Below are 13,400 nucleotides of genomic sequence, written 5' to 3' on the forward strand. Positions count from 1 at the left end.
CGGCCTCTATTTGAGTTTTGGTGTGGGCGGATTTGACAACAGCGAGTCTGCCCCCGTGCTCGCCTCTTGCTTCGAGCGAATTCGCTCGAAGACGGAAAAGTTGTGGCTTCCCTTGAAATGCCGGTCGAACTCGGCACGGTCGAAGCCCTGCATCTGCTGCCAGGCTATGACCAGCATCGCCCGCATGGCGTGACTGCCGCGCATCCGCACCGACTTGTCGATGAACTCGCTGATCGCAGCCTCGATCTCGCTCTCCGGGTTGAGATACGTCCGCGACTGGCGCAGCTCGGATTTGCGACCTCGCCTCGCCATTACGAGCGCCCCCCACCATTGCCATTGGACGCCCGCGCCTTGAGCAGACCACGCACAGGAGCTTGCTCCGGGTTCTCCACGCCAAGGACGGCATCGCTGGGGAACTGTTCAGCAACGATACCGCCAAACACACGGGCACCCCCGCCGACAAACAGAACGTGGTCAACCTCCCCTGCCTCGACCTCGCCTTTCAGCTGGTCCAACCCCGACACCCGCATGAGGGCAACGGCCTCGCGAATGGCATCATCGACAAGATCGCTCACATCGATACGAGTGCCCGCCGTCAGGATTGTCGGGTCTGTGCGCAGCTGGGGAAGATCGATCACGTCTCGGTAGCTGTGACGCTCGACCAGGCGCTGGTCGATCTGCGAGGCCGCTTCCTCGGTGCCGAGGCCAAATTCGTGATAGCGGCTCATGACAAGCGTTGGCAGCAATTCTCCCGTCCACTCGACATAGTGGATGCGTGTCCCTGTCGCCCCGAAGTCCACGACCGCGACGGTGGCCCCTACCCTGACGCGATCCTCGGTGAACTCGACCAGATCATCTTGCGTCGTCGCAGGAGACTTGATGGCGAGATCGTAAATGGCCCAGGCCGTCTCCACGCTGGCCGTTGCCTGATGCAACTTCCACTTCGATGCAGCGGGCCGACCGGACGCCGGATCGATGGTGCCGACCGGCATTTTCAGAAGTGAGGTTTCCGCCTCCCGAACCCGGTTCGTTTGATCTTCGCCACCGCAAAAGAGGATGGGCGCGGGCTGCGTCAGAATGACGTTCGTCTTCCCCGTCACAGAGAGCTTCGTCATCGCATGTTCGATCAGCACACGACGCTTGGCATTCGAGGGTTCGCGGAAGTTAGCTGCCCCGACCGGGAACACCCCATAGTCCTGTGCGAGCGCCGAGTAGATCTGAAAATTGTTCGTGGTCTTCCCGAGGCAATAAACGCCCCCGGCCTGTTCGCTGACAAGTCCTCGCACCACAGACGAAGAGAAGCTGATCCCGCGCACAGTCTGGCCGACCAGCGCAGCGGCTTTCGTTGACGCCAAGCCCGTGTCGATCACGATCAGCATCAGTAGCCCACATACCCGCCAGAGCTATTGATGACGCGGTTGACGAACTGCTCTGTCGTCTCTTCCGGCTTGATCGTTGACTGCGTGGAAGCACATGCCGAGAGCGCCCCGAGGGCAAGGACGAGTGCCAGGATCTTCATGACGGATACTCCTGAAAAATGCAGAGGGTTTCCGCCCGACGATATGCCGCACTCAATCTAAATACAATACAGAAATTTACGCCTTGCCCTCGTAAACGCTGGCATTTTTGCGAAGGCTACAGTATACTTTTACGACCACCACCCCCCCGTTAGTGTATGTTATCAAAATGCACGAGAATACCAGTCTGGCCTACAGAACAAACGCTGCCCGGATCACCGCAGAGGTCGTGGCTCGCTACGGCTCGGCCACCCCGGAGGGCTACTTCGATTACCTGATGGAGAAATCCACGGAGCTTTGCACGAACACCATCCGCATCTACAAGCGGTCGGTGTGCTTCGGCCTCGAAGAGGCTGGCCGTGACGATGAAGCCGAAGAGCTGCGCGACCTTTTTTCAGAGGTGGATAATCCAGCTCGCGGTCGCAAGCTGAAGCTCGTTCGCCGGGTGCCTCACAGCATTTTCGAGCGCACGTTGCGAAACCTCCGAGAGAGTAAATCGAAGACCTCCCACCACGCGGCCGACCTGCTGGTAGCCACGGCCATCACCGGCTTGCGCCCGACTGAATGGGCATCCGCGACGATTGAAGGTCGTGTGCTTCGCGTCAAGAATGCCAAGCATTCCGAACTGCGCGGAAACGGGGAAATGCGCGAGCTTGAGCTGCTGGACACGCTCACCGAGGATGAACGCGCAGCCATCGAGCGCACCATGAAATTGATCGGAGACAAGGGCTACAAGACCGTGCGGCCGAACCTTTCCGTAGCCTTCAAGAAGGCACTGGCCGATGCGATCCGACACCTTGGTGAAAGCCGCTGGTTCCTCCGGCTTCGCCTCTATGATTTCCGGCACCAATTCAGCGCGGATGCCAAGCATGAATGGGGCATCGGAACCGGCATGGTAGCGGCCGCTATGGGCCATTCAGTTGAGGATACAGCCGTGCAGCACTATGGCCGCAGAAAGCACGGCAAGGGCGGCATGAAGGTTCGGCCAACCGATGAAAGCATAGCCAATGTGCGCCGCCTTTACCCCGTGCAAGAGCCTACACCACCCGCCACCCCGACCCCGGCACCGCTCGGGAAAATCGGCAAGATCAAGCTGTCCTTCTGACGTGTTCAAAGGGCATATGTAATGGCGCATATGGTGCATATGCCGTATTCCATATGCTCGACCGAGGCACCCATATGAATGTGAAAAGGGCCGATCCGGCTACCGCCGCATGGCCCGTTTTCCAGTGCCGCAGCGCATGGCGAACCTATGATGCGCGGCCCTAAACTGTCAACGCCCGCCAGGCGCAATCCCCGCCCACTCTGACGATCTGCGAAGACCTCAAGTATCGCAGCAGATCGTCAGAGGATACGCGCGAACGTGGCCCGTCAGCTTTCGAGATAACCCTTTGCGACGAGCGCATCATAGATCAGCTTCGACACATCGGTGTCCTTATCCAACGCCAGCTGTTTCAGGTGTCGCTTTTCCTTCGGAGTGCAGAGAAATCCAACGCGAGCAGTGCGGTTTTCCTTACCGTCACCGCCCTGCCCTTCCACCTTCGCAACAGGTGCTGGCGCAGGCTCCTGAGCTTGCGGCGGAACATCAGCCACCACGCTGGGCATTTGTGCCTCTACTGGCTTCGGCACATTCACGGTGCCGCCTCGCGTCACGCCGGAAGCCCGCTCCTGCCCGACGCTCATAATTGCGCTTGCCAGCTTGGTTTTATCGGTCTTTGCCGCCATTAGTCGTCCTCCGAATTCAGGGTTTCAATCACCTCGTCTGCAAAGCGCTGCATGAAAGCAGCGGCGGGCGAAGTGGGTTTGTGCTTGAAGATCGAGGCCCCCATGAAAGAAGCCTCCGCTACAGCTGCATATGTGGGGATCGAATGCTCGAAGGCCCTGATTCCCTTGGCCTTTAGCGCACCCATGAACCCCGCATAGAGGTTCGTCGCGAGATTCACCCGCGAGACAAGCACCCTCACCTTTGGTTCACGGCCCATCTGCTTTGCGATGGTGTTGATCTTGCCGTAGACTTCTTCGGTCTGCACCAGGTCGAAACGGCCCGTATTCGCAGGAATGATCGTCAGATCAGCTACGGCCGCAGCCGCCAGCGATGCCTGCGAGTTGTAGCCCCCGCAGTCGATGATGACATAATCGAAACCGTCACTGGCCTCTTCGATCTTGTCGATCATCTCTCCAACGAGACGCCCGGCAGCATCAGCATCGTCGCCGCCCGAGGGGTTCTCAAGGAAATGCACCGGAAACGGCAGGTTTTCAGGTGAACCCATCACTGCCTCGGTCAACATCGCCCGTTCATCCGCGTCGATCAGCGCCACCTTTGCGCCGCGCTCATGAAGATAGTCCGCCAGGTGGATTGTCGTGGTCGTTTTCCCGACACCCCCCTTGGTCGTGTAGATCGTGATTACCTTCGCATCTGCCATTCGATCACCTGCCTCCTACATTGCGCCACAGCTCACGCGCTTAATGCCATATGCTCATATGTGCTTATGCACTTGTGGCCATATGTGCGCAGCGGGTTCCATCCATCCGCTCACCTGTGTTTAAGCACATAGGCCCACCTGTGTAAAGGGCCTTATGTGTATATGTGCGTATGTGCGTCCGTGCCTAAGCACCTAACCGCATACACGCATAAACGCTTAGTCGCATATTCACACATGGCGATAGGTGGTTAGCATCATATGTGGTTAGTCGCCTAGCAACATACGGTATTAGCCCCATAGTGCCATATGCGCATAACAGCATATGCGTTGATGCCACTAGGCTACTGCACACACATACGCTTGTGCGCATAGTGCCACATTACCTTATGCGCTTACCAGCGTATGCGCATCTGTGTCTCCACACCTAAACACTTAAACACTCAATCGCAGATGTGCTGATGTGCCTGCGCGGGTCCACGCGGCATAGGCGCATATGGGTATAAGCACATATGTGCCTATGTGCTGTTTTCGGCTTTACGCGGGGCAGGGGGCAAGGCATACTCAATCTTTTTACAGTTTGACATTTATTAGATTCGCCGCCACCCTTACGCGGAGTCGAGCGCAGACCTCGGCTTTTGCGGTTTAATCTCTATGGGAGACAAGGGAATGGTCGATTTCAGCTTTGGCGACGAACGCCCGAAACGGAAGCACCACGGCGACCTGCTTCTTCAGGTCGAAGCGGTCCATCCAGAAGAACGCGCCGTCTCCGGCGTGGATTTGCGTAGTGGTGAAACCTTCAAGGTCGCACTCGCGACCACCGAGGAATTCGCCAAGCACTTTGTCAGCTCGCAGGATCAACATCGACCCTTCGCTGAACGTGTCACAGCTGCCGAAAAGCGCTTCGAGGATCGTCCCGCGCTTGTTGAAGGCGGGGAAGAGGCCAAGACGCTGCACGTTGAAGTTGGTTCGGTGGTGCTGCTCGAAAACACGCGGACATTCCAAACCCCGGACGGCGAAGAGAAGACCGCCACTGCATGGCCGAAGTCCGTTGTTCGCGACCCCGCGCAAGAGGCCGTTTTGACGGGAACCGTCCAAGCCACGCACTACGAGACAAAGGCCGGGCAGCGGATTGATGTGACGGTTGTTCGTGAAGACGCCGCGCAACCCATCACCGATTTCGACCTGGAAGGGGCCTTTACTGGTGCGTGGGACGATCTGCCCCTGACGCAAACCGGCGTGGTCATTGCCTTGCGCAATCAGCGTGGGGAAGTCACGACAGCGAACCTGACCACGCCATATCGGAAATATGAACCGGAACCGTCACTGGAAGCTGCGCTGGACGCGCCACAGGGCACTTACCAGCTTTTCGCCGCTGCCGTGGTCGCCGCGCAAACTGGCCTCCGCGAATTCGATGACCTCAAGATCAACGAGCAGGTCAATCCGAAGAAGGTTGAAATCGCCCGGAAGATCTATGATCTGGTGGCCGAAAACCCTGATAATCCGCCATTTGAGATCACCGTCATGCCTATGGCGAAGACGCAGTTCATCCCCGGCGACTCGTTGACCAACTTCCTGCGGGACTATCACGGCACCCGGAACGGAAAGCCCAGCGAAAACAAGCAGCCCGATCCGGGCAAGAGTTTCCAGGGCAAGGGGTTCGTTCCTGCGGTGATCGCCATGTCTCGCGATCCGAAAAGCCCGGACATTTCTCCGGCCTCGGCCCGTATCCTTACGCCGGAGAACAAGTTCAGCTTTGGCGACATCAACGTCAAGGAGAACGTGCTGCCGCGCAAGATGCGCGAGATCGGCGCGGAAGCGTCTGTTCGCGTGTTCGGTGAAACCTTCGGTGCGAACGCCGCAAAGGCCGAGATGGAAGCCAAGCCGGAGCAGGAAGCCGGTCGCAAGAAGAAATACGACGCGGCCCCCGGCCTCTAACCCCGAGGGACTGTCATGGCGTATTTTATCCCTCATGACGATGGCCGGTTTGTTTCGGCCATCGTTGAAAACAAGCACATTGACGGGAATCAAGGTCACTCCCTTGCCGTTTGGACCGGCCCGGATGAAGGGAAGGCCAGGACGCGCATCCGCTCGACCCTCATGCGCACCCGCGTCAACCTTGCAGAGGTGAATGCGCCTGACGGTGGAACCGTCTTCTTGCTTCCCTTGCGCTTTGCGAACGCACCCTTCTGGGCGGATTTCATCGACAATCCGGCCAGCAAAGGCATTGCTGCCGACCTTTACGAAGCTGACAAGCTGAACGCCGCATCCGAACGCTTGAACGAGGCTTCGGGGATCGAGCTTCGAGACCCAGAGCTTATAGGCCGTAACCGCTATGGCTATTCGGTCTATGATCGTAGCTTTGGGCGCACGGCCCATAAGGTCGGCAACCATCGTGAAATCGTGCCGGAGTGGCATCGCAAAGACGGCCACGTCTACGGCGACAAACACCCGGAAATGTTCTTCCGCGCCCGAAGCGACTACGATCTTGCCGAAAATGCGCGATCCGTCTTCATCCAGATGGCCAACGGCGATCCGCTCACCGAGGCGGATGTAGACCGTTTCGCCAGCGCCCTGACAACTCCCGAATTCCGTGTCCGTCCGCGCGAGCTGATGGAGCATGTCGAGGCCGAGGTTAGCCGCTGCATAGCGACAGGTGAAATCGAGGGCAGGGCACCCCTTGATGCCCTTATGGCAACCTTCCCGAAAGCGCGGGAACGCACTGCGGCAACGATCATCAATCAGCAGTATTCGACGCCCTATCCCTTCGGCCTCGCCGCCTCGCAAATATTCGACAACATTGCAGGCAAGACGGTGTTGGAACCCACCATCGGCAACGGCGCTCTGGTCGCGCCCTTTGCCGCTCTAGGGGCTGATGTGACCGGCTTCGAGATCGATCACGGGCGGTTCATGCGGGCCACCCGAGCGCTGGGCGATAACGGCGCAGCTATCGAGCATGGCGACTTCCTGACTGCCGCGCAGGGGCTGGGGCAGGGGGCGTTTGATTTCGTGCTGGCGAACCCACCGTTCGACGGAATGCCTGCCAGCACCGATATTCCCATTGCGGGAACCAAGTTCACAACTGACCGCCTTCACTATGCCATAGCGGTTGAAGCACTACAGCGCTTGAAGGTTGGTGGCAGCGCATTCTTTGTTCTGCCCACCAATTTCATCAACCCAGAGGTCAAGGAAGGAACGGCCAAGCGCTTCCATAACCTGATGAAGCTCGCATTCGACCAGGTTGAAGAAGCTGTTGCCGATGGACGCCTCTACCAAGGTATGGGCACCACTGTTCCCGTCCAGGTTTATGCCGCGCATGGCTTTCGTGCCGAGCTGCATCCCTTTGCAAAGCTGAACGATCCAGAGTTCATGGGTGCTGTGCGCAGCCTCAAAACCTATTCGGACCTCTATGATTGGGCTGACGATTGCCGCGCCCGGTTTGGGTTTGAACCGCTGGGCCTCGCGTCTCTGCCGGTGCGGCACGAGCCTGAAGCGCCCGAAGAGACTACATCAGCTCCCGAGCCGTCAGGACCGCGCACAGCACCAACAGAGCCCGCCAGCCCCGCTGACCCCTCTAGCGGCAGGGAACCGGCATCTACGGAGCCGACGCGCAGCAACGGGGCGCAGCGGGGGGCAAGCGGTCGGGGACGGGCAACCCGTCAAGCGCAACCGGCACCGGAAGCTCCTGCGATCCCCGCCGCCGCGCCAATCGTGCCAGAGCCGCCAGCCACCGTAGAGACGGCCGAGCCGGTTCTGAAAGACGATCCGCTGCCGCGCTGGCTGACCGATAGTCTGGCGAGCGAAGAAAATCAGGCTTACCGGCCTTTCTCCCAAGCAGGCGCAGCCACTTCTGTGATCCCGCGCTCTCTGTCTGGCGCGATCTACGGTGCGCTTGAGAACCTGACAGCCAAGCTCAAACGCGAGCACGGTCGGGATTATGACGTTGACGCCTATGTCGCTGATGCGCTGCGCATCCCGAAAGAAGAGCTGCTAAAGGGCGAACGGCTTTCGCCCGAGCAGATCGACGGCGTTGCGTTGTCTCTGGACGGCATGTCCGAAGGGCGCGGCGTTCTGATTGGGGATTTGATGGGCCTCGGTAAGGGCCGCGAGCAGGGCGCGATTGTCGAGAGCGCCTTAGCAGATGGCGATCCGATCATGTTTGTGACCGTGAAGCCCTCGCTTTTCTCCGACTTCCTCGTCCGCGACCTGACTGACGTGAGCCAGCGCCCTACAGCAGAGCGGCTGGAAAGCGGGGAAATCACAGTCCACCTGGTGAACGATAACGCGATCCTTTTGGATCGTAACGAAAAGACCATCTACCGCCAGAAGGGGGGGACGAAAGGTGAAAAGAGCTACGCAATCCCACCTGATGCCAATGTGGTGGCGAGCACCTATTCCCAATTCCAGAAGGCCGACACGGGGGCGCAACGTCTCGAAGCGGTCAAGGAATGGGTTCAGCATCACTTCGACCAGGGCAGGAAGCCGCGCATCCTACTGGATGAGGCTCACAAAGCCGCCTCGCCGGATTCCAACACCGGCATGTATTTCGCCAACCTTTGCCGGTTCGTGGAAGAAGGCGGGGGGTCTGTAATCTGGTCATCCGCCACCGGCATCAAAACCGGCCAGCATATCGACCTCTACTACAGCGCCCTTCCAGATACCGGCTTGGGTAAGGCCGAGCTGCTGGAAATCATGGCCGGTGGCGACTCCCTTTCACTCCAAGAAGCCCTGTCCCACGAAATGGCGGCAAGCGGCTCCCTGTTTGTCCGGCAGCTGGCTGACCAAGGGATTGAGCGCGATTTGCCACGACTGGTAGACTTCGACCCCGACAAGATCACCCGTGTGCGCGAAAAGGTCGATGCGGCAACGGAGATCCTTCAAGACGTGATCGACTTTGTTCCCACGATCAAGGAGCTTGCCACGAGGATCGCCAAGGATGAGTTCGGCGGGTCAATCTTCCGCAACGGGGTGGACAAGCTCAAGCTCGACACCAACTCGCCGGTCACGAACCTGCACCACTTTTCCGGCTATCTGACGCTTGCGGCAAAGGGCCAGTTCATTGAAGAGCTGGTGACGGACAGCCTGTCGCGAGGCGAAAAGCAGGTGTTTGCCATCGAGCACTTGGGCGCAAGCATCCTCGCGTGGAAGATGGCCCAACCAGGTGAGCTGCGGACAGATGGCAATGGCGGGCGCTACTTCGACACTGCCCCCAATCTGGGTGACGTGCTCAAGCGCTATCTCCACGAGGCCATGAAGGTCAAAGCCACGAACGCGCTGGGCAACCAGATCATCGTTGACCTTTCCGAAGAGCTGGGCGGGTTCATTCGCGGCCTTTCCGATCAGATCGATGAGGCCGACCTGACAGAAATGCGGGTGGATGGCGCAGACATGATCCATGCCGCTTTGGCGCGGATGGGCCTAAGCAGCGGCGAGCTGACAGGCCGCACATCCAGTGGCGGGCTTGGCGTCCTGGGCGAGGATAACGGGCGATTCTATCTTTACGAATTCGAGAAGGGGGGGGCGAAAGCTAATCTCCAGGTCGCGAACAAGTTCAACAACGGTGATCTTGACGCTTTGGTTCTGAACAAGTCGGCGTCCACGGGCATTTCGCTTCATGCGGCGAAGTCGGTGGGGGATGATCTTCGGCGGCGCTGTATGATTAAGATGGAGCTGCAAGGCGATATTGTGGATGAGCGCCAGATTGAGGGCCGCGTTAACCGCAAGGGGCAGGTCGAAGGCCCGCGCTATGTCGCGCCGCTGACCGGGTTTGTTTCGGATGATCGTCTTGCGTCCCTGTTCAACCGCAAGAACCGCTCGCTGTCAGCCTCGACCAACGCGACACGCGAGAACAGCACCAACATCGACGAGGTGGTGGACCTTCTGAACCCCGTGGGCCGCGAGGTCGTTTTCGATTATCTGACGCGCAACCCGCAGCTCGCGGCCGGGCTGGACATTGACGTTGGCAAGGATGTCACGCCCGACGACAGCCTGACGCGCAAGCTGCTAGGGCGGCTGATCGTGCGGCCACTGGATGAACAGATGCGCGTTGTCGGTGAAATCGACGTGCAGTATCAGATGCGCTCGGAATTTCTTGACCGGCGTGGCCTCAATCCCAACAAGAACACGCGCCGGGACTGGCGCGGCCATGTCGTTGACCAGGATGTGTTGCTGGCCGAAAACCGTGCATCCGGCATGGGGTCAAAGCCCGTCTACATGACAACTATCGAAGCGCCGACGGTGGTTGCGCCACTCGCCTATGACCAGGTGGTGAAGGCAGTTAAACGCGGTCTTTCACAAGCCCAGCTGATCGGTGATCTGCCGGAGCTGATGAGCAAAGCCTTTGACGAACATGGCACACCGAAGTTCAACGGCCGTCCTTGGCTGAAGACGGTAGGGCTGATGGATCGCTCACACTTCGAGGCTGGCGATACGCGGGACGTGCCTAAGATGGTGGAAGAGCTTCGGCAATTCTACTCGCGTCACAACCTGTCGCACACCGATGCCGCCAAGCTGAAGCAGGAGGGTGACAGGGCCAAGCTGATGACGCTTCGCAGTGCAATCATGCTGTCAAACCTCTCGGCCAGCGTCGAAGTCGGCCGGGCCGTCTTCCTAAACCCCGCCCTGGTCCCTGACCTTGAGGAAACGCGGCTCACGAACGTGGTGCAGATGACCGAAGGCGGCGAGGGGTGGATTCCCGGTGTCGTCACGAGCTACAGCGCTTCCGGTTCATATCCTCTCGATCCAGACTATCACACGTTCACAGTTGCCGTCCCCGGCGAGGCTGAACCGATCAAGGTGAAGCTGGGCAATGTCGCCCGGCATCTTCGCGCAATGGATCAGTATGCGAACAACTGGCAGGACGTTCGTTTTGTTGTCCCGGTCGATGAGTTTCTGATCCGCTATGCGCAGCAAGAGAACCTTGAAGCTGTGCAGGACTGGCTTGTCCCTCATGCCGAAAACGCAACGCTGTTCAGCCGCGCCAAACCGGACGGTTATCGCTTCGATAAGAACCTGCCAACGGTCCTGACGCGACGGCCGGAACATGAGGCCCTGTTCAGCGCCCTGTTTGACCGGACTGTGGCAGGCGAGGTCATGGAGCAAAAGACCGTCCTGACCGGCAACATGTTCCGTTCGATGCTGCTCACTCGGCAAAAGAACGGGCAAAGCGCCGGAACGAAGATCCTGTTCAGCGATGACAAGGGCATCTGGCACCATGGGATCGAGGTCGGGGGCGGGCCGCAGAACGAAAAGATGCGCCGCATTCGTGATAAGGCCCAGGTGACGGCCAGCAGCTCCGCGACCATCAAGACCGCCGATCAGCTGTCACAACTGTTCGGCCTGGTCATGGATCAGGATGTGCGCCAGCCGTTCCACCGGGAGGGCCAGCCTCGCCCGCCATCGCCCCTTGATCGCGCGGATGCGATCTACGGAAAGATTGGCGGCACCACGCTTGGAGAGCGGTTGAAGGTCGAAGGCTTACCCCCCATTGCCGAGGGCATTCGCGCTCCGGCTTGCGCGTTCGTCGGGCCTGATGTGTTCAGCGAGAAGCTGCTTGAGCCTCGCAACAACGTCTACAAGGGCCTCAATGCCCACGCCGGGGTCAACTTGAAGCCTTACCTGCCAGAGGACGTGAACATGAGAGCGGTCGGCGCTTTCTCAACGCCCTACGAGCAGTTGAAAAATGCGGTCGCATCGAGCTTCAAGGATTTGAAGCGCGGCGACATGTATTATTTCCCTCTGCAAGGCGTTGCCTCGGTCATCTTCGATCCGAAAAACGCCATTCTTCAGCAGGAATTCCCTGACCTCGTAGAGCGCGGATCAAGCAAGCAAGCGATCTACATGGACGGGAAGTATTTCAGCGCCCCCACCAGCATGATCGGCATCGCCTTTCCGTGGAGCTACGACGAAGACGGGCAGATCAGGGGAGAGGCGCGAGGAATCCACCAACGGGTGACGGAAGCACTCATCCGCCTGGGGGAAACAGCCGAGCAGCCAGTGCTGCTCACAGGCGCTTTGCGGGTAGTGGCAGAAAGACTCGATTCTGCGTCTTTCGAGCTTCAACGCGAAATCGATCAGTCTCTGGATGCCCACGCAGAGCTGGAAAACGTGAACGCTTCGCGGCCTAGACGGGCCGCGTCTGGACCAAGCGCATGAAAAGTCATGCCGAATTTAGATTGACCGGAGAAAAAGATAATGCGTATAGATTTTGAGGGGATCACGGGGAATCGTGCTATAGCTAGTGCGAGACTCGCCGCGAGTCACAAGAGGTTAACGCGAGCAAGAGGCAAAGCCCAGCTGTAAAAAAGGAAACCCCGCGAGGCGCGGGGCCATCGCGGGACAATCCGTAGGGTCGAACCAGTTACCAGCTGGATCAATCTGTCACCACCGACCCTATCGATTTCCCGAAAATTTGCAACTGAAAAATCGCTCTTGAGCGGACGGTTTTCTGTTGCCTGATGGCCTGCGGCCTCGCCTGTCTGCACAGGAGAGACCAATGACGTATGCACTTGAGACACCGCAATTTAACTCGGGTATGCTGGCGCATTACCTGACAACGGAACTTGGCCGCATGGGCAAAGCTGCGGGCCTCGCGCTTCTGCTTTTGGCGAAGGTTAACTGGCAGTCCGACGAGAGCTTTGGGCCGCGCGGAACCATCAACCATCTGACTGTCCGTAAGATGGCTGATGCACTCGGTTGCTCGCCCAGCACTGTCCACGACCATCTTGCGATCTTACGAGAGGCTGGAATCATCGGCAGTGAGCCGGTTTCAGATGCCAAGGGCGCGATCCGCTACTGCCGCCTGTGGTTCACTGGTTTTCTCAACTGGCTACAGGAGCGCTTTGAGGCGGGTGTAGCCCCATCCAAGCCTTCGGGTGGGGGGGGGTCCGAAAAACCGGAGAGAAATCATAATAACAAAACTCAAAAAATTATTGATCTTGATGAAGTGAAATCAGTGAAGTTTGGGCCGCTCGAAGACATGATCCGCAGGGCTGACCCAAAACTTGCAAGCGGTGACAGGGCGGATTGCCAGCTCGTCTTCGATAAATTCCGATCCTACAACATGCGCAAAGGAACCACCCAGATCGGGGTTGCAGCTCTTATTGGCTTTGCCAAGCGCTTTACCGAGTTCCAGCGCCCCAAGGCTCCAAGCTATCAGCCCGCAGCTGCAAAGGTCACACGGGCTGCGCCCGTGGCTGCTGCGCCGAAGGATGAAGATCCGGCAAAAGCTGCGCTTCGGAAGCACATGGACCCGTGCGTCTTCAAGGCATGGATCGAGCGGCTGACCTTTCGACGCACCGGGTCAATCCTTACGGTTGTCTCGTCTACCAGCTTCATCAAATCGCATGTTTCCCAACACTTTGCAGACGAGATCAGCCGTGCAGCCGGTCCAGCGGTTCAGGTGGAGTTCCGGTAGAGTTCCAGATTGACCAATACTATCTAAAAACATATTGTTGTTTTACGG

At 58.6% G+C, this 13,400-nt stretch carries 9 protein-coding genes; 4 read left to right on the plus strand and 5 right to left on the minus strand.

The window, feature by feature from the left end; all coding sequences use genetic code 11:
- Positions 1-6 precede the first annotated feature (6 nt).
- Genes ACK8OU_RS14350 through ACK8OU_RS14360 form a run of 3 tightly spaced genes read right to left on the minus strand, consistent with a single transcriptional unit; the run spans position 7 to position 1,519 of the window.
- On the minus strand, positions 7-312 hold the full coding sequence (locus tag ACK8OU_RS14350) for a hypothetical protein (protein WP_410304108.1): 306 nt from the start codon (positions 310-312) through the stop codon (positions 7-9).
- Positions 312-1,379, minus strand: coding sequence for a hypothetical protein (locus ACK8OU_RS14355; protein ID WP_410304109.1), 1,068 nt, complete (start codon positions 1,377-1,379; stop codon positions 312-314). Before ACK8OU_RS14355 ends, ACK8OU_RS14350 begins: the two co-directional genes overlap by 1 nt.
- Positions 1,379-1,519, minus strand: a complete 141-nt coding sequence (locus ACK8OU_RS14360) for a hypothetical protein (protein WP_410304110.1) — start codon at positions 1,517-1,519, stop codon at positions 1,379-1,381. Before ACK8OU_RS14360 ends, ACK8OU_RS14355 begins: the two co-directional genes overlap by 1 nt.
- A 167-nt stretch (positions 1,520-1,686) precedes the next feature.
- Here ACK8OU_RS14360 and ACK8OU_RS14365 point away from each other — a divergent pair, with 167 nt between their 5' ends.
- Positions 1,687-2,622 carry a site-specific integrase gene (locus ACK8OU_RS14365; protein WP_410304111.1) on the plus strand — a complete coding sequence of 312 codons (936 nt, stop codon included), beginning with the start codon at positions 1,687-1,689 and terminating at the stop codon, positions 2,620-2,622.
- 266 nt (positions 2,623-2,888) lie between these two features.
- Here ACK8OU_RS14365 and ACK8OU_RS14370 read toward each other — a convergent pair whose 3' ends face one another.
- Together ACK8OU_RS14370 and ACK8OU_RS14375 are read right to left on the minus strand one after the other, a co-directional pair.
- On the minus strand, positions 2,889-3,242 hold the full coding sequence (locus ACK8OU_RS14370) for a hypothetical protein (RefSeq protein ID WP_410304112.1): 354 nt from the start codon (positions 3,240-3,242) through the stop codon (positions 2,889-2,891).
- Positions 3,242-3,940 carry a ParA family protein gene (locus tag ACK8OU_RS14375; RefSeq protein WP_410304113.1) on the minus strand — a complete coding sequence of 233 codons (699 nt, stop codon included), beginning with the start codon at positions 3,938-3,940 and terminating at the stop codon, positions 3,242-3,244. The genes ACK8OU_RS14370 and ACK8OU_RS14375 overlap by 1 nt, the downstream gene beginning before the upstream one ends.
- A 666-nt stretch (positions 3,941-4,606) precedes the next feature.
- Between ACK8OU_RS14375 and ACK8OU_RS14380 the strand changes: the two genes are divergently transcribed.
- The 3 genes from ACK8OU_RS14380 to ACK8OU_RS14390 all read left to right on the plus strand — a co-directional run bounded on the left by ACK8OU_RS14380 (position 4,607) and on the right by ACK8OU_RS14390 (position 13,352).
- Positions 4,607-5,875 (plus strand): hypothetical protein, encoded by a 1,269-nt coding sequence (locus tag ACK8OU_RS14380; protein ID WP_410304114.1) that lies wholly within the window; start codon positions 4,607-4,609, stop codon positions 5,873-5,875.
- A gap of 15 nt (positions 5,876-5,890) precedes the next feature.
- Positions 5,891-12,091: a strawberry notch C-terminal domain-containing protein gene (locus ACK8OU_RS14385; protein ID WP_410304115.1), complete on the plus strand. Its 6,201-nt coding sequence runs from the start codon at positions 5,891-5,893 to the stop codon at positions 12,089-12,091.
- Between the two features lie 340 nt (positions 12,092-12,431).
- Positions 12,432-13,352 carry a DnaA N-terminal domain-containing protein gene (locus ACK8OU_RS14390; RefSeq protein ID WP_410304116.1) on the plus strand — a complete coding sequence of 307 codons (921 nt, stop codon included), beginning with the start codon at positions 12,432-12,434 and terminating at the stop codon, positions 13,350-13,352.
- Positions 13,353-13,400 lie beyond the last annotated feature (48 nt).

Origin of the sequence: Pontitalea aquivivens (assembly GCF_046507575.1) — a bacterium.
Lineage (GTDB): Bacteria > Pseudomonadota > Alphaproteobacteria > Rhodobacterales > Rhodobacteraceae > Pontitalea > Pontitalea aquivivens.

Coding starts and splice junctions, on each gene's coding strand:
- ACK8OU_RS14385 (WP_410304115.1), top strand. CDS start 5,891: ATGGCGTATTTTATCCCTCATGACGATGGCCGGTTTGTTTCGGCCATC.
- ACK8OU_RS14380 (WP_410304114.1), top strand. CDS start 4,607: ATGGTCGATTTCAGCTTTGGCGACGAACGCCCGAAACGGAAGCACCAC.
- ACK8OU_RS14355 (WP_410304109.1), bottom strand. CDS start 1,379: ATGCTGATCGTGATCGACACGGGCTTGGCGTCAACGAAAGCCGCTGCG.
- ACK8OU_RS14375 (WP_410304113.1), bottom strand. CDS start 3,940: ATGGCAGATGCGAAGGTAATCACGATCTACACGACCAAGGGGGGTGTC.
- ACK8OU_RS14370 (WP_410304112.1), bottom strand. CDS start 3,242: ATGGCGGCAAAGACCGATAAAACCAAGCTGGCAAGCGCAATTATGAGC.
- ACK8OU_RS14360 (WP_410304110.1), bottom strand. CDS start 1,519: ATGAAGATCCTGGCACTCGTCCTTGCCCTCGGGGCGCTCTCGGCATGT.
- ACK8OU_RS14365 (WP_410304111.1), top strand. CDS start 1,687: ATGCACGAGAATACCAGTCTGGCCTACAGAACAAACGCTGCCCGGATC.
- ACK8OU_RS14350 (WP_410304108.1), bottom strand. CDS start 312: ATGGCGAGGCGAGGTCGCAAATCCGAGCTGCGCCAGTCGCGGACGTAT.
- ACK8OU_RS14390 (WP_410304116.1), top strand. CDS start 12,432: ATGACGTATGCACTTGAGACACCGCAATTTAACTCGGGTATGCTGGCG.